This is a genomic window from Hahella ganghwensis DSM 17046, assembly GCF_000376785.1.
Classification (GTDB): domain Bacteria; phylum Pseudomonadota; class Gammaproteobacteria; order Pseudomonadales; family Oleiphilaceae; genus Hahella; species Hahella ganghwensis.
In genome coordinates, this window is record NZ_AQXX01000136.1 from 1 (window position 1) to 17,799 (window position 17,799).

A 17,799-nucleotide genomic window follows, 5' to 3' on the forward strand; every position below is an offset into this window, starting at 1 on the left:
CAATCTCATACAGCGCATCTTCCATGGCAGGATCGCTGAGGTTATAAAATAGCTGCATGCAGTGGACACGAAGCATGGTGGATAACGGATACGGAGGGCGGCCGTTCTCGCCCTTGGGGTAATAGCGGGCGATCTTCTTTTCCATGCGTTTCCATGGGATCAGCTTATCCATTCGCTCCAGAAAGATTTCCCGGCGGGTCTTACGCTTCTTATTCTGGTATTCAGCTTCGGAGAAAGTCATCTGATCCATGGATAGTATTCCTGATGAGTGAAGTTGGCCGTAGTATGACTGATTTGGGGAGTTATTCAGAGCCTCCCTAGTTTTATCATTGTAACTTTCCAATAATTGCTGCTCACAGTATTGGAAACGCAAACCGTTTGCTTCAATCATTGCATTCAATTGATTCTTTGAAAGGTAGTTGGTTTTCGACTTGAGGTAGAGATAGTTCTCCTCAGCGATATCTTTCGCGTTCATTCCTTTCTGCTGGGCGGTTTTCACCCCAAGCAAACTCCAAAACTGCAACCAAAACCGACTCTGTACCACTCCTGCAAATGGGACAAAAACATGAGGCTCAAAAATGATCAAAGGCGGAGGGAAGATATGTAATGCTACACCACCCGGCTTTAACACCCTGGCAATCTCAGCAAGAACCCCGTTGTGGTCCTGGATGTGCTCAAAAACCTGATCACTGGTAACAAAATCTAAGGATCTATCCTCAAAAGGAAGTCGATAATCATCCGTCGAGATTTTTAAAAGGGCACCGGAGGCCTCTAGTTCATCTACCCACGCTCCCGATTTAAATGACAGATCGCACCCATAGGCATCATAGCCTTCATCCCTCATGACTTTGACCAAGTCTCCTGCGCCACATCCAATATCCAAAATCCGCGCCTGATTCGGAAGGCTGTAACCAATACCATGAAGTATATTCTGTTTTATTCGAAACCTTTGGATCTTATTCATAGAGAGTCTTAAATTAATCAGGACAAATTTTCTAGCATTCCTTTTACCAGAAGACCACCTGTTTCAACCGAGCTCAGATGTCAACTGCTGCGACCTGATGGCAAAAGGAATGGTAGGCAACTTAATTCGGACGCTTACTTTTATTACTCAAAAAAAGCAGCCAACCGGCTTGCCCGCTGATCCCACGTGTACTCACTTTTATAGTCATGATAGGCATTTTCTGACAAGGTTTCACATAACTCTTTGTTATCCAACAAACTCTTAAGTGAATCGACCCATTCTTCAACATTATTTGGGTCACATAAAAGAGCATTTCTCCCACTTTCGAGCACTTCCTTCAAAACCTCGTGGTTTGAGCTCATAATCGGCTTTCTGCTTGACATATACTCAAACATCTTCAAAGGCGACATATACTGAGAGGTCTCGCTGGCGTTATTTATCGTCATTACCTTTTTCTGGTAGGGCATCAGTAAAACGTCAGCACTATTTCTGCACTTATAAACATCGGAAGGTGCGACATATCCATAGAAGTACACATTCCCCAAACCAAGCCGGGCAACGATTTCTTCATTTCGTGTCACTTCAGTTTCTGTCCCACCAAATAAATGAAACCCTACCTCCGGCACTCTTGATGCCATTTCATATATCAGATCAGTTCCTCTCCCTGGATAAAGGGATCCAACGTAGACCGCATTAAATGTATTCCCCCCCTTAAGTATCATCATATCATCAAAAGATTTGGGCTCATCAGCCGAATCGTGCAATACAATCGACTTCGCATCATTTTCATACATCCCCTTAAGTGCCTGCGATATATATATAATACCTTGGAGCGAAGTACTTTTAAGGATTTTTTGCTCCATATATTTGAGAAGCCATTTATGGGGAACACCATGACTCTCATAGAAAAATGGCTTTCGCAAAATTGAGCAAATAAACAACGACGGAATGTCACGTCCATAGAAAATGGCTTTTCTTGCTCGAAGAATCGTCAACAAGTAAAGGACTGAGGTTAAAAAACTAATACCAGGTAAGTTAATCGTTGGAAACAGTTTAATCTTAAACTGATTCACACACCCGTAATAATGGCGCACATCATTCACTCCTTTCCCTTTTCGAGCCAACAAAGTGACATCAAATCCCTGCCTACTGAAGGCATCGCTCATTCTGATTACATGAATGCTATTTGCGGACAAGGATGGAATTGTTGATGCAGAAAGATAAATAAGCTTGGAGTTCATTTTCATTATAATAAGGTTTTAATGTATACATGTGTTTAAAGGCAGAATTTCTGGTATTTATTTACCATTCTGTTGAATAAACAGAGAATTCTAAATCAAAAAAATATCAGAGTTCTGCCACAGAGGCTTAGAATACTTTTTTATAGCGATTATTTTTTTCGAATTGGAAGATTATCACTTTTTAACACCTATTTTCCCTAGAGAACAATTCTTTCAAACTATAGAGATTAAAAAAGGAGCAAGAAAACCCTAGTCGTTTGCACTTAGCGATGCCGAGATAGGCTTGGCAGCAGTTCATAGTAGCACAGCCTTTTTCCACCAACCAATCAATCCAGAGACGCAACACACAGTCACCTGAGATATCCTCGCTCCAACTAAAGTCTCTATTCCAAATACAAACCATCTACAATAACTTTATTTGAGTTATGCAAACTATCCGGTTGTATTAAGTTACTATTTCCCGGAAAATGCAATAAATTAAATCAGTCCCGCATTGATATAAAAGTCAGCATAAATTTACTTTATAAAAAATATGAATACATTTAGTAACACAGCATTAGATAGTGAAGTCAGTCAACGAAAGGTCTGGCCATTAGTTATCACGCTCATATTTTTTGCCTATCTAACAAAACATTTTCTATTTCATGCAGCGAACATAGATAATATATTCCCCTTTGCTCTTGCGACATTTTTTTTCAGCACACTACTGTGGCAAATCCGCTACCTCAAGCAAGCTCAATCCCTGACGATCATCATCAAGGGTATATCTCTCATGCTGGGGATATACGCTGCCATTAACTATCAAAGCTACCTCTTCTCATCCGAATCAACTGAAACCTTAAACCTGGCCACAAGATTCCTCGTTTTATCTTGCGGGCTACTCTCTCTCTGGCGCCCATCTTTTGCATTATTACCAATATTGTACACAGCCTGGCGTAAATCCATCGACTATGCATCAACTGGGGTCTATTTATCCCCTACTGATTATATGCCAATACTGGAAGTAGGCTGGGTATTGGCCCTGGGTAGTCTGCTATTGGGCCTGATCGCAAAGTCCCGATACCAGGAAGAGATCAATCTGAACAGTCTTGTTAAATACATACTGGTATTTTCTATTGCTATACACTTCGGAAACTATTTTCACTCGGGATTGGCGAAGCTTACGCTTGATGGAGGGGTATTGTCCTGGGTTCTGGAAAATAACACCTACAATCTTCTTCCTAATGCCCTAGAGAGTGGTTTGTTACCCATCGGCCACTGGCCTGCAATTACCAATGCCGTCTATGAAGCGTCAATAGTACTGAACCCAGCGATTAACTGGATTGTCCTGCTAACCCAGCTGGGCTGTCTGTTTTTAATTTTCCGGCCAGTACACATCATTGCGATCACGATATTTTATGACCTGATGCACATCGCCATCTTCTTTCTCAGCGGCATATTCTTCTGGAAGTGGATAGTGCTCAACATGCTGATCATCGCAGGTGTTTCAACCATTAGAGGTCAGAAGTTTTCCACAGGACACAAAGTATTGGGCTTTGTGACGGTCATCTTCGGAATTCTTGGGTTCTTTACTGCTCAACTTGCCTGGTATGACACACCAACTCTTCGACACGCGAAAGTAGTCGCCATTACAGATGATGGTACCGAATATGACGTGCCAACCAATTATTTTCTCAATGCGTCTCTGACATTTACACAAGGTAGACTTCTACCAAGCTGGCCAGGGCATTTAGCAAGAGTAGGTGCATTGGGTGCCACAGATACTTTTAAAATTAAGCAGGCTGCTGACCAATGCCAGCCGTTATTTGAAGTGAATAATTCGACATTGGATTATACTCATCTGGAAAAAGTGCTGGTCAAGCATCACCGTTGGATTCTAGAGAATATTGATCCCGAGGACGGCCAGATTTCCTACGACCTGTTTCCGCACCATGTCTGGTCTAATCCATTGTTGCATAATGAATTTAACAATCTGGACAAGAGAATGATTGCCAGCTACAAAATTCAAATAGAGTCTGAATGCACGGATATAAAGTCTGGTAAAGTAGTCAAAACAGTCTTAAACCAATCAGAAAGCATGCCTATAAAGGTCAATTAGTATGCCCTCTGCCGAACAGTCCCAGATCATTATTATTTACGATGGAGAGTGTCCTTATTGTACAAAATACACCCATTTCCTAAAGCTCAAGAAAGCGATGGGGAATGTGGTGTTGATCAATGCCAGAGAGCAGGAAAATGAGTACGTTGTTGAAGCTCAAAAACTGAATATCGATCTCGATGAAGGTATGGCTACTAAGATTGGTGGTGATTGGTACCACGGTGCAGATTGCCTGAATATCTTAAGTCAGATGACGACTGGCAGTGACTTTTTTAACAAGCTTAATGGAATGGTTTTCAAATCTAAAACGCTCTCGAAGATACTCTATCCCATCATGAGAGCGTTTCGGAATTTAACACTTTTTCTGCTCGGTCGAAAAAGGATTAATCAGTAGGCAACCTTACCAACTAGTTTGTGGGTGTCTTGTCCTGATCTTTTTTAATATGTTCCCATCTGAGGCTAGTTCCTATATTGCATCGATCTGTGCTCTTAGGCTATTCGCCAGCTTTAATTATATCTTTGTTTTTCTTTTCTCTTCCAAACATATTGCGCCCAAAAATAACTGCTAACAGGAAAAATAATTAGGGATATTATCAGTAAAAACCAAAAAGAATTCCTAGAATCTAGAAAGTGCATAAATGATGATAAAAAAAACGCACTTAAAATCCCCATATATAGCACACCAGTGCGCCATACAAAGGCTTGCTTCCCTCTCCTCTGGATTCTTTCCCATTTCGGCATATACGAGTATTTCTTCATAACTGGTCAGATAATGTCTCTATCATTCTAATGCCTAGCCATATGTACTGAGCCCGCCACCCAGCCCAATCGAATCATAATCCAAGAAGTAGTTATAACTATACCCAGCCGCCAGATCCGGATTTAGCAAACTCAAAAATAACCAACCTCCAGTTACCTTTGCACACTCTGTTTAATCATGAGCACCAACTGGCATCGTGCCCAGATTTAACCCTCAGCACTACAACCTGGTTATATCTTAAGTTCTGCAACTTCAGCATTCTCAATATAATCTCTGAAAACAACAGTCTATTTAAAGAGCACTTTATAGGTAGTTGGTGAAGGTGCTCTAATACATCAAAACCTCTGGAATCGATATATTTTTTAAACTCGTCCCCGCTCCACTCCCTGATATGATATTTATTGGGAGATACCATACATTTCTCTCCCCTTAATAGATCACGATCGGGGGTAGAGAGAACGACAATAGTATCAGGGGTAGCAATCTTATGTATGTATTTTAAAAGTACATCTGGATCTATTAAGTGCTCTATTACATCAGAGCAGATAATAAGATCAGGACCGAATGCTATATTACTAGGTAAACTTGGTTTCTCGAAGTCGTCGACAATCCACTCACCAAAATCATAATTTTTCTTGCAGTATTCAATAGCATTTGGCTGGTCAATTCCTACGATTTTCAAGTCCGGATGTTTCTCATGTAAATAACCCAGTTTTGACGCTACGCCGCAGCCAATGTCGATCATTGAAGTTATCTTTTTCTCAGAGATTATTCTGGAAAGATACTCATAGACCGGAAACTGGTATAAATAAGATGCCTTTACTCGCCCATTATCCCAATATACTTCACCTGAGACTTCATCCATTGTTTTGTTCTCATCATTGGGCTGATATCCGGCCTTTATAAAGTAGTCACGCTGAACAGTCATTGCTAAACCTTTTTAAAACAAAATTAGACACAGCCCAAAATACAAGAAACTCTAGCGTTTAATTACAAAAGCTGTTCCTGTAGTTAAATGAATTACACTCTCTGTTTTATCTCTGAAAAAGTCGTCAAGCGCCTTGGTGGCTCCCGGACATGTCTCAAATCCATAGTCATCACATACAATCATGCCACCTGGAACCATTCTTTCGTAAAAGAATGACAACGTATCCAAAGTAGGTTGATATAAGTCCACATCAATATGAATAAGACGAAACTTCTTATCGCTAACCTCGCTGAATCTCTCTGGTATCCATCCTTTATATATTTTTATCCTATCCTTAAACAAAGAAAGGTTTTTAATTACTACAGATTCATCTGTCCAGAGATCTCCGGCCTTCCATTCATATGTATCATCTTCTGTTGGCGCATCAACCTCTGCCGGATCAGAAAGTCCTTCAAATGAGTCAAATATATGGTGCTGTGCAGTACTATCTGACAGAGCGGATAAAATGATATAACTCCCCCCACCACGAAATGCGCCACATTCTGCAGTATCACCCTCAAGATTCGTCAAGGATTTGGTTAGGTTATATAAAACATACCGACGTTCATGGATCTTGTTACTGGCTTCGGGAAATCCATTCCACATATCCATAAAGGCATGATCTTTGTGCCACCAAAGCTTGCGATTGTATAAACGGTAACCCCAGCGTGAAGTTAACGAGCTTAAAATTTCATATCTGGCATCAGCACGTGTCACTTTCGACCCGAATACTGCCAACCACAAGAACTTTAAAAAACCGAATATTTTATCCATTGTACAACCTTCTGACAGTTTCCAAATCAATATAGAGTTCCGATAGAATTTTATCTTGCCCCCAACAACGCTTTCCTGAAGAGTTCAATCTAAGTTCCGGCGGAACTCCGAAACCTTTTTTCCCAGCTGTATATATTGACCGAGGTAAAAAATCACTTGCCATATCTCTCAATATCATTTTGGTTTCATGTCCTGACACTAACCATTTATCAGGCATACTAAATGCGTACTCTACGACGGATGTATCTAGGTATGGCACTCTTACTTCCAGTGAGGTGGACATACTCAGCCTGTCCACCTTTGTAAGGATTGTATCAGGCATGGCGCCTTTAAAATCCATATACTGCATTCTTTTTAAGGGGGAAAGCTCAGGGATCAGATACTCCTTGAAGTGCCAATAAAGATCATAATCACTGGAAACTCCTAACCTTTTGGCAATTGCCATTGATTCATTCGGCAGCAAGCCTCCAGTTAAAAAGCAATAAAGATCTAAACCGCTTAAAAGTTTGCTTTCGAGATACCGGACCAACCTCCCGGGTACTGTCCATCCAAATAGAGCTTTAAAGTATTTAAATACATCAAACCTATCGTATTTTTTTGAAGAATCAAGGTCGACTTGCGCCAAATATCTTTTGTAGCCACCGAATAACTCATCCGCACCATCTCCACTTATTGCGACCTTAACTGAGCTGGAAGCCAGGGAACAGAGTTCATAGGTGGCAAGAGAGGAGAAATCTCCGAAAGGTTCATCAAACCAGCGACGCATTCTTTTAAAATTTTCGCCAGCTTGACGCCCCTCCAATTTCAGTTGGGTATTTTCCAACCCCAAATGATCAACAATGGAGTTTATCCGCAGGCTTTCATCATATTTCGGATTATTAAAGATGATAGAGAATGTGGGTATGCGATGACCAGTTCTGCTTAACATTGATAGAAGCAGAGATGAGTCGATACCTCCACTCAAAAATGCCCCGACCGGAGCATCGCTTAAAAGCTGCATTTTAGCTGCACGAGATATCATACCAGACAGCTTATCTTTTGCTGTCTGGTAGTCATCCGACGATTCGGAAAAGCTGATATCCCAATATTTTTTTATCTCAATCTGTTTAGTTGGAAGATCGTATTCCAGATAGTGTGCCGGTAATAGCTTTTGTACTTGTCGATATAATGTCTTTGGGGCCGGAATATATTTATAAGTATAAAAATCAAGTATGCTCTCGGGATCCACATTGTTATCCCCGAGGTTATAAAACGACTCAAGAGCCTTTAGCTCAGACGCCCAACCAAGCTGACCATCAATACTTGAGTAGTATAGAGGCTTTATACCGCTTCTATCCCGAACCAGATAAATCTTTTGGTTATCTATATCGTAAACACTAAAGGCATACATTCCTTCAAGCCTGGAAAGCAGGCCCTCAACTCCCCATTCCATAAATCCATGGAGGATAACTTCTGAATCAGAGCCGCTTTTGAACTGGTACTTTTTCTCTAATAACTTTTTCAGTTCAGGGTAGTTATATATTTCCCCATTAACACATATAACCACCTGTCCGCTGGACATAGGCTGTCTACCAGCTTCGGAAAGATCAATAATGCTGAGCCTGTTATGGCCCAGGTAAACAGATTCGCTTTTCCAGTCGCCGATGCCATCGGGCCCTCGATGCTGCAAAACTTCCAAACAACTCCGCAGATGGCCAGCATGACCAGCAACATCAATATTTGCGACTCCAAAAATTCCACACATCAGTATTTACACCGCCTGAAATATCCAATAGCGAGAACCAACCAGACAAAGAAGTACACAATATACGCCGCGGCCGCACCGATAGCATGGTAGTCCCTTGTCAGAAAATACAAGAAAACCAGATAAATTGAGGTAGCAACGATCTGAATATTCAGACACGACCTGGCCAAACCGAGAGAGTGGAAGTAGGGAACAAAAGGCAGCCCGATAAAGCCTCCTGAAACAGCGACCAAATACCAGCTCATTATTGGGAATACGCCCAGATATTCTTCTCCGAATATCAAACCGATGACAGGTTCTCCAATAAGCAAAAAAACCAGATAAACCCCCAAAAATACCAGAAGGCCGTATAATGCAAATTTTGTCACGATGCTTTTTGACTGTGCATACTGCCCTTTAGAATGCATAGACGACAGTTCTGGCAGTAATGATTGATATATAGGGTCCGTGAACCTTAAAGGTAAAGAACATAGCTGAACTGCAATTTTATATAGCCCCACAACCTCTTTTCCGGCGAACAATCCCAATAGAATCACATCCAACTGTTTTGACAGCGCACGAATAGAAACATCGAAGTTGTTTGCCACCATGAACCCTAGTTCTGAACGGAAGTGCTTAATCCTGAAAGCAGCAAGCCGAAACATCTCTCCAAATTGGCTTCGATAGGCTCTTAATCCCCAAAACACCACCAATATATGAGTTAATATTTCAGGTATTGCCCAAGCTATTGCCATATGCAGCAGACTTCCATCAAACCACATTACAAGGCAAACCATCAGGAATCGCATTGAAAAGAGAGCTACTTGCGCCCTTCCTATATCAAGAAAGCGGTTTGCTATTCTTAGCAACCCATTGAAGCTACCAGATATATTAAAAAAGATCGTTGCCAGATAGACACAAACAACCTGGGATTTAATATCACTCAAAGATGTATCCAACAGGATAAAGTATACGGCATATGCCAGTATCCCCCCCAGAATTGAAATCAGTAGATCAATGGAAATAAATAGTGTCAGTAACTGATTAAGCCCAGACAGATCATGCGAATGCACATATTCAGTTCCGTATTTAATCGCAGGTGGTGCCGTCTGAAAATTCAAAACCGTCACATACAGAGTCACATATGCCTGAATTAATACTAGAAACCCAAAATCGTCAGGCCCTAAATATCTGGCCGTTAAAATCAGCGTTAAAAAGCCAATTGCTGTAGCGATGGTATTGGCACTGAGCAGGTAGGCCGCATTTTTGAGAATTCTCTGGGTACTTATATTCATTCTATCGCTCAAGATAAAAACGAGCGATATGCTCTATATCATGAAGTTTGACCAACGAACTATAGTCTTTTTTGACATCCCCGGACTCCAGTTCCTTCTGAATGAAATTCGCCAAAGCCATTGCATCACCAACAGGACAAAGTTCCATCCCCATTCGATCTTTCAGCAATTTACCCGGACCACTATTGCAATCGGTAGCAACGATAGGACGCTGCAGAACCATCGCTTCAATCAGAACGTTCACATAACCTTCCCAGCGAGAGGAAAGTATGAATACGCGTGCATTGGCGATGTATGGATAGGGGTTCTGCAGATACCCCATCAATATCACAGACTGGCTTAGCTCATATTGCCGAATCAGATCTTCCAGCTCATTTCCTTGGGGGCCGTCACCAACGATGAGCAGACGAACCGGACGCCTCTTGGTCAGCTCCCTGACCGCATCAATCAATACGTCATATCCCTTCGCGGGCACCAGCCGACCTACCGCAACCAGTAAGGGAACGGTTGATTCAATATTGATATCCGAAGGTAACGGCTGCTGCGCCAGGGAAACAATACGGGAGACATCCACCGGATTCGGCATTAACTCAAGCTTCTCTGGCTTATTGACGTATCCATCGGCGAGTTGATGGGCTACATAATCAGATGTGCAAATAATTTTATCTGCGAATCGATAGAGTATTCGCATCATCACACGTTTTAATCCGGATTTAGTGTTTTCCAGTGAACTGGCCTCACGAATCCACACTTCGACCTTTCTGTCGAATCCAAAGCACAGCAGCGTAAACAGATTCATGCCAGTAATGGTAGAGACAACCCGTTTGGCCTTTTGACGATCAACCAGCCTACGAAGCTTCCACCACTGTATGACTCGAGAGACGATTGGCGCATGGGCTCCGGGCTCACTGAGATATTCAATCCAGGGAACCTGACCATACACATCAACCAGCCCACCAGTTTTATCCAGACAGATCAACTGGACGTCATGCCCAGCATCATATAGGTACTGGCAGAGTTCACAGAATACCTTTTCTGCTCCACCGTGTTCCATCGAGGGCAAAAGGAATACCACTTTCCCCACACTACGACCCACGATGCTGCCACCGCAAATAAACCAACAAAGACCAAAGCAGCAGGCCATAGTCGGTCGTTCTGTTTCTGTGCTGATCGAGCAACGCTAGAATGGACGTCCCAGTTCCTCCCAGTTGAGGGTTTTGCCTGACAGATTCTTTCAGATAGTCACCAAGATCTCCCAGTAACCACTCAGATACGGGAACAGAAAATCCTTGTTTACGTCTTTTCAGCACATAGCTCGGCAGCATATCTGAATAAGCTTTCCTCAGTATCCTTTTACCGGATAATCCGCGTCTATGCCATGAGACAGGGAGACTGAAGGCAAATTCAGCCAGTTGGTAATCCAAAAAAGGGGAACGTACCTCAAGAGAGTGATACATGCTCGACCTGTCACTTTTAAGCAATATATCCTGCGGGAGATAGTTCACCATGTCATCCAACATCATGCTGATAACCTCAGAGGGAGAAGACTCCCCCAAAGGATGGCTGACAATATATCCAAATCCACTTAAATCGGGGAAATAGGTCTGCTCATCAGCTTCCATCAGTAAGCGCGGGGTCAAGTGCTGGGGAAATTTCTCATAACGCTCTGCAAGCGACACAAATAACTGTGCTTTCTTGACTAGACTTCGACTATGGTGAGAGTGTGAGGCAGGAATTTTCTTTAGTGCTTTCGTGACAGCAGACCGCAGCTTCTGAGGTAACGTCAGATAATATCGGGAGAGAATGCGCCCTTGATAACGTTGATAGCCCGACAGGACCTCGTCTGCGCCGTCGCCACAAAGCGCCACTTTTACATGTCTTCCGGCAAGTTCGGCCACTTTCGCAGCCGGCAGCATAGAAACATCTCCAAACGGTTGCCCCAAGGCGTTATCCAAAAGACTAAAAAAGTCTTCTGGCACCAGTTTTTCAACCGTTTCAGAATAGTTGGTAATTTCTAACCCTTCAGCAACCCTGCGGGCATAATGACTCTCATCAAAAGACCGGCTCTTGAAGCCAATTGTAAAGGTTTTAGGAGACAGCCCGAATTCGCGGGTCAGGAGCGTCACGATCAAAGAAGAATCGACACCACCGGACAACAGCGCCCCAACTTCAACATCAGATACCAGTCTCTTTTCCAGAGACTCAGACAATAATGTTCGAAAACGTGAGCAGGCATTAGAGTAACTACCAGTATATGGCATCACTTCAAGCTTCCAGTATGCCTTGCTTTCTATCTCTGCGCCCGGTCTCCAGTAGGCATAATGGCCGGGCAGTATTTCACAGACACTATCATAGAGGGTTTTGCCTGGTGCAAAAAAACCGTGTCGGAAGTAATCTGCCCGGCTATGTAGATCTTCTTCAGGTAGCTCACCGCCCAATAAAGTTTGCAGTGCAGGCAGTTCTGAGGCCAGCGACAAGCTGTTATGATCGGAATGATAATAAAGAGGCTTCTTTCCGAATCGGTCCCGACTCATTAATAAAGCTTTTTCTTCCTGATCCCAAAACGCAAAAGCCCACATCCCATCCATTTTGCGGATAAACTCCGGACCTTCACACAAGATGCCCGCCAGGACGACTTCTGTATCACCGGAGGTTTGAAAGCTCCATCGATTCGACAGCCCTCCCCTGAGTTCACGGTAATTGTATATCTCGCCATTAAAGGTGAGTACGAAACGCCCATCAGGTGAAAACATAGGCTGTTCACTGGAAGAAAGATCAATAATAGACAGCCTTCGGTGACCAATCATCCAATCATCGCCGCCTGAAGTGCCACTGGCGTCAGGGCCCCTGTGTCGCATAATGTTCAGGGCGCTTTCCATTCTCGAAGTCATTTCCTCGACCTTCATCCCTGGTTGGAACATGTAGGCTATACCACACATCTTAGCCAGCCTTAGAACCGGTAGATGGTACAAATCGGCCGAAGAATTTCATATATTTATCGGCACAGCCTTCCCAGGTCATTCCCAGTTTTTTGACCTTCTGACAAGCCTCCTGTCCCATATGCAACGTATTCTCGATGTCGTTTAGGCATCCATCAATCGCTTTAGCCAAGTCTCTTTCATTTTCCGATTCGAAGACCAGACCATCCTGTCCGGGACAAATCAATTGCGTATGTGGCGCAATATCACTGGCAATCACACAACAACCGGACGCCATAGCTTCGACTACCGCATTTGGTCGCCCTTCGCCTGTACTGGCGCTAATAAATATTGTGGTGCGGGAAAGCAGCTCCGCGACGTCCTCTGGAGGACAACTGCCATGGAACACAATCTGGTCAGCCAGTGAGAGATCTTTTGCCAGCTGCGTTAACTTCTGCCTTTCCTTCCCTTCTCCAATGACATTCAGTTTCAGCTTTGGCAGGCTTTTCTCTCGCATAGCCAGAGCCTTAAAAATAAGCTGAACATTTTTACGCGGAATAAGGCTACCAACAGTCGTCAACTCTATAACATCGGAGGAGACGGCCTTGTCTTTTTTAGAGAGCCCCAATCTTACAAACTCATCCGCCACTCCATTGTGAATAACCACAGCTTTCTCTGGGTTATACATGCCGGATATCTTGCCATCTAAACCCTCACCAACGAAAACCACGCCATCACTCCAAGCAATAGACTTGGTAAGGATATAACGGCTAATCGGGCTGGTCTGATTGATATCCTCCCCCCTTAGCGTTGTCACCACAACTTTCCTATGAAACCACCTGCCAAGCCCTGCAATAAAGCCGCAAATTGCCCAATTGGCATGAATAACATCAACATGTCTGGAGACTTTGATAATTTTCCACAAGAACGACAGCAGCAAAACAGGCACCAGAATCCAATACCCGGGATGTGTTCGGAGGAATACCGGTATACCCCCGGGTTGATGTGCCAGTTTCTGCCAGGATTTCGGTGCATAGCGAACTCTGTGAAGCCGAAGTGTATCGGAACAGGCTACAGATTCATCAGGTGAAAAATGATCATCCGGTGTTACCACTGATACCAGGCACTTCTTCGCAAGCGCTTCAGCAAGCCTCCCGACAAAAACCCCGCTGACACTGGAAGTGGTCAGAGGATAGGAGGTGGTACATTCGAGCACTCTGAGGCGAGAGTTCATATTGCAAGTAGCGTCAGTCATCCTGCTTCATATACTGCAAGTTACTGACCTGCTCTGATATTAGCCCTAGAGCAAAAAACAGAAGACTTGATATGAAGAGTAACGCTGACATATTGGTAAAGCGGCCTGCTGACACATATGTGTACCCATAGTAGGACAACCCCAAAAAGAAGAGGGACGCACATACCGGAAAAAACAGCTTGAGAGGTGAATAAAGTGTTCCGATTTTGAATATAATCAACAGAAACCGGAATCCATCCTTAAATAACTTGATATGACTGGTACCAATGCGCTCTTTGACTTTGATCGGCACATAACACACCGAATACCCAGCACGAAAAAACGCCATCGTTGAGGTGGTTGGATACGAAAAGCCATTTGGTAACATATAAAGAAAGCGAATGAATTTCGACCTTATCACCGCACGAAATCCTGATGTCAGGTCCATCACCTTTTGCCCGACCATCCAGGATGAGAACCAGTTGTAAAAACTGTTCGCGAGGTAACGCCCCGCAGAAGCCTGGGAATCACGACCCCGCGAGCCAACAACCAGATCAAAACCTTCCTCGATCTTGGCGGTTAGTTTGACGATATCTTCGGGCTCATGCTGGCCATCCGCATCCATGAACACCAAAACATCTCCGGTAGCAGCCCTGGCACCTGACTTGATTGCCGCGCCGTTACCTTTTGAGTAGGGATGCTTTACCTCTATCACATTGTTTTCTTTACATATCTCTGACGTATTATCGGTAGAACCATCGTTCACCAGAATGATTTCATCTGATGGATAAAGAGATTTTAGTTTCGGCAACAACGTGACGAGAGAAGCCGCTTCGTTTTTACTGGGTATTATTATCGATAAGTTCATGAGTTCCGTTATCTGCAGAATGGTTCATCTGTTTCAGAGCCCGTATTTTCATTTCGAGCTGCTTTATCGTATCTGCCTGTGAAGGAACAATCCGTTTGCGTCGGCGTGATTCATCTAGAAGATAGGCCTTTTCGATATATTCCAAAGCGTCATCATACAAGCCGGCTGAAGCCAGATACTGTGCCTGTCGAACATGCACTACAGAAATTCGCTGGTGAAGAGCAGCTTCGTCCAGCAATTTCATTGCAGCATTCAGGTTACCCTGCCCAGCATATTTTTCTCCCAGGAAGAATAGAAGCTCTGCCTTTTGAGCTCCTTTCATTCCTGACGCATCGGTTAAAGCCTCAACAATCCGGAGAGCTTTTCCCCTGGATTCTTCCGATGCACATTTGCCGTCAATGTAAAAATCCCCAAAGTTCTTGGTAACTGTCAGTAGGCCACCATTGTAGCTGGCAGAATCCAACCTGCTGATTACATAATCCATATCTTTATCTGTGATGACCTGGTGTTTGCAAGCAATATTCAATTCAGCGATGGGTAGGGATATATCATCGGGGAACTTTTCATGCGCTTTGCTTAAAATTCTCACACCAGTATCCGCCCACTCCGGTATATTCCCCAAAAACTGGCCGTAAACGCGCTGAGCACGCAAAGAGTCAGGATGCTCAGTTGCCCAGAATGTCAGCAGATTAAACAAATCTCCCCATATACGGGCAGACTGATGTGTCAGAAAGCTTCCAGCCACCAGATAGAGACAAAATGTTCCCACGAGCAAGAAACGCCCAATGGGAGCGCCAATTAACCTTCCAACAAGAAGAAATATCTGACCCAGAGCCAGAAAAACACCAACCATCGGCAGGTAATTCCGGTGTTCAAAATACAACTCCAGCGGCAAAAAAGTAGATTCAAGCAAGTGGCCACCAAAGAAAAACAAAACACCAAAACTAAATAATGGAGCTTTCACTCTAGTAAGAAAGGCAGCCACCACTAGAACAAAAATAGCCACTAGAGCAGACAACGTTGTCCAAGGCTCTAACAAGGAAGCCGAAACAACAAAATCGTCATGCATTAAGCCGGAACCATAAGACCTTGGCGCAAGGATATAGCCAATATAATCAAATAGTATTCTGGGTTCTGTCAGCAGCCTGTGCTGCAACGTAAATTCACGATTTTCGTATGGACGTAACAGCGAATCCATATTAATGACAAAATAGCCAACCAGGATGAGTAGAGGGAATATCACCCCGCTGAAGTAGATAACTTTAAAGTAAGCCGTTCGCTTATTTTTCTGAAAGAACACCCATTCAATAATCAAAAGGAAAAGCAGAGCCAGTATTCCATTTTCCTTACTTAACACTGCCAATGCTGAAAAAGGCATGATCGCCAACATGACAAACAACAGACCGAATTTGCGATTTGCCTGCATTCTGTCTCGTCCCACAATATAAAAGATGCAGGCACACAAAGAGAATAACGCAGATAACTGGGTCATGCGCTGAATGACATACAGTACCGTGGATACGTTTAATGGATGAATCAGCCACACTCCTCCTACCAACGCTGCTATCAGGCAGGCACTGTGAGGCTTAGTTTCCACAAGCAACAATAAGCGGTATACCAGGTAAAAAATCAATACGCCACAAAGAAGATGAATCATCAGGTTGACGTACTTGAAGCTATAAGATGGCGCAGGCCAGTACTGATCCGACAGCAGAAATGACGCCATCGACACAGGACGACCCAACTTTCCTGAAGTATTGGAAAATATAAACTGAAATGCCGATTCCCAATCAGTCACACCGTTGCCCAAGGCAACCAGATTCACGGAATCATCCAGCAAAAAAGGCCCTGTCAGTCCCGGCCAATACAGAACTGAGACCACAAGCAAGAGTGCCAAAAAAAATACAGTATATAGAGCAGATTTCAGAAGTGATCTATCTGACAAGGAGTAATTCATTACATAACTCAGCAATGGAGAGGTTACGGAATTCTAATATTTGGAACGGTAAATATTTAGATATTAAAGCATTTTTTCCGGATTCATCCAGAACTGGCTACAAGATATCTCAATTTAATTTCCCGACACTCGCGAAAGCGTCATGCCGGACTACTACATAGTTAGTAGTTGCCACTTTAGCTCCAGCATTATCTCCATCAACCAAGCCACGTTGCAGATAAAAAAAGCTCCCGGATGGGAGCTTTTTCTTAAAGAACCGATTAACGGCAGTTAGCAGGCAGGTATTTATCTGCCAAAGTACCTTCGTCACAACTCCACTGAACACCGTTAGCGTCGCCAGAACCGGTAAACACAATGGTTTGACCGTTTGCGTCCGCCACCAGGTTTTTCAGAGTGTAAGTCAACACCGCACCAGTCGCATTGGTGGAGAAGTTGATGGAGTTCAGGTAATCACTTTGAAGTGCATTGGTGTTGATACCAGCTTCACCAGTAGATGCAGGCATACTACCAGTAGACAGATAGTACTCAGAAGTTGTGGTTTTGGCTGCAGATGCAATTACCATAACTTCTGAAATTTTAGCGCGAACGGTGTAGTCCTGATAAGCGGGAATCGCCACAGCAGCCAGAATACCGATGATTGCTACAACAATCATCAATTCAATCAGAGTAAAACCTTGCTGGTTAGATTTCATGAAAAATCTCCTACCTAATTAAAAAACTCGAAGTCGGCCAAGCGGGACCGCCCGTACCTTGCCAAATACACTGCTGGTATCAGGCCAACTTTTTATTTTTTCTTATTAATCATATTCATACCAAAAGTCGGCAATCCCCTTCCTTATTATCACCACTCTCGCAAGTGCCGCTCCCAGACTCAAAGTGACATTTTTTGTCACCCCTTTCACTCCGCTCCCCTAGAATTGTCACCCATATTCCCCACCGCTTGTCACCCACAGAGCCCACTGAGCTCATAATTATCAATTCGATGCTTTCCAACTTCCCA

14 protein-coding genes and 1 pseudogene are annotated in these 17,799 nt (G+C 43.5%); 2 read left to right on the top strand and 13 right to left on the bottom strand.

Features of this window, described 5'->3' with window-relative positions:
* The 3 genes and pseudogenes from F566_RS37760 to F566_RS0124145 all read right to left on the bottom strand — a co-directional run.
* Positions 1-250: IS5/IS1182 family transposase (locus tag F566_RS37760; RefSeq protein WP_026180286.1), on the bottom strand; the 250-nt coding region annotated here is incomplete at its 3' end.
* 180 nt (positions 251-430) lie between these two features.
* Positions 431-964 (bottom strand): annotated as a pseudogene (locus F566_RS37765) (class I SAM-dependent methyltransferase); the annotation flags it as partial.
* Between the two features lie 143 nt (positions 965-1,107).
* Entirely contained in the window at positions 1,108-2,130 is a 1,023-nt protein-coding gene (locus F566_RS0124145; protein ID WP_026180287.1) for a glycosyltransferase, read from the bottom strand.
* 607 nt (positions 2,131-2,737) lie between these two features.
* Here F566_RS0124145 and F566_RS0124150 point away from each other — a divergent pair.
* On the top strand, positions 2,738-4,303 hold the full coding sequence (locus tag F566_RS0124150) for a hypothetical protein (protein ID WP_026180288.1): 1,566 nt from the start codon (positions 2,738-2,740) through the stop codon (positions 4,301-4,303).
* Position 4,304: 1 nt separating this feature from the next.
* Positions 4,305-4,697 (top strand): DCC1-like thiol-disulfide oxidoreductase family protein, encoded by a 393-nt coding sequence (locus F566_RS0124155; protein WP_020409610.1) that lies wholly within the window; start codon positions 4,305-4,307, stop codon positions 4,695-4,697.
* Positions 4,698-5,238: 541 nt separating this feature from the next.
* On the opposite strand, the gene F566_RS0124165 is transcribed toward F566_RS0124155, so the two are convergent.
* From F566_RS0124165 to F566_RS0124210, 10 genes are all read right to left on the bottom strand, one after another.
* The gene (locus F566_RS0124165; RefSeq protein WP_020409611.1) at positions 5,239-5,991 is read right to left on the bottom strand and encodes a class I SAM-dependent methyltransferase; all 753 of its coding nucleotides are present in this window, start codon (positions 5,989-5,991) and stop codon (positions 5,239-5,241) included.
* A gap of 51 nt (positions 5,992-6,042) precedes the next feature.
* Complete coding sequence (locus F566_RS33890) at positions 6,043-6,804, bottom strand: TylF/MycF/NovP-related O-methyltransferase (protein ID WP_020409612.1); 762 nt, start codon at positions 6,802-6,804, stop codon at positions 6,043-6,045.
* A complete protein-coding gene (gene asnB, locus F566_RS0124175) occupies positions 6,797-8,548 on the bottom strand; it encodes an asparagine synthase (glutamine-hydrolyzing) (RefSeq protein ID WP_020409613.1) in 1,752 nt (583 codons plus the stop codon). Before asnB (F566_RS0124175) ends, F566_RS33890 begins: the two co-directional genes overlap by 8 nt.
* Complete coding sequence (locus F566_RS0124180; RefSeq protein ID WP_020409614.1) at positions 8,548-9,822, bottom strand: oligosaccharide flippase family protein; 1,275 nt, start codon at positions 9,820-9,822, stop codon at positions 8,548-8,550. Before F566_RS0124180 ends, asnB (F566_RS0124175) begins: the two co-directional genes overlap by 1 nt.
* Before the next feature lies 1 nt (position 9,823).
* Positions 9,824-10,918: a glycosyltransferase gene (locus F566_RS33895; protein ID WP_169334462.1), complete on the bottom strand. Its 1,095-nt coding sequence runs from the start codon at positions 10,916-10,918 to the stop codon at positions 9,824-9,826.
* The gene (asnB, locus tag F566_RS33900; RefSeq protein ID WP_033416836.1) at positions 10,908-12,761 is read right to left on the bottom strand and encodes an asparagine synthase (glutamine-hydrolyzing); all 1,854 of its coding nucleotides are present in this window, start codon (positions 12,759-12,761) and stop codon (positions 10,908-10,910) included. Before asnB (F566_RS33900) ends, F566_RS33895 begins: the two co-directional genes overlap by 11 nt.
* Position 12,762: 1 nt before the next feature.
* A complete protein-coding gene (locus tag F566_RS0124195) occupies positions 12,763-13,995 on the bottom strand; it encodes a glycosyltransferase family 4 protein (RefSeq protein ID WP_026180290.1) in 1,233 nt (410 codons plus the stop codon).
* The gene (locus tag F566_RS0124200) at positions 13,988-14,842 is read right to left on the bottom strand and encodes a glycosyltransferase family 2 protein (protein WP_020409618.1); all 855 of its coding nucleotides are present in this window, start codon (positions 14,840-14,842) and stop codon (positions 13,988-13,990) included. The genes F566_RS0124195 and F566_RS0124200 overlap by 8 nt, the downstream gene beginning before the upstream one ends.
* Positions 14,814-16,667: a tetratricopeptide repeat protein gene (locus tag F566_RS35765; protein WP_157497055.1), complete on the bottom strand. Its 1,854-nt coding sequence runs from the start codon at positions 16,665-16,667 to the stop codon at positions 14,814-14,816. The genes F566_RS0124200 and F566_RS35765 overlap by 29 nt, the downstream gene beginning before the upstream one ends.
* Positions 16,668-17,059: 392 nt before the next feature.
* Entirely contained in the window at positions 17,060-17,491 is a 432-nt protein-coding gene (locus tag F566_RS0124210; RefSeq protein ID WP_020409620.1) for a pilin, read from the bottom strand.
* Between the last annotated feature and the right edge of the window lie 308 nt (positions 17,492-17,799).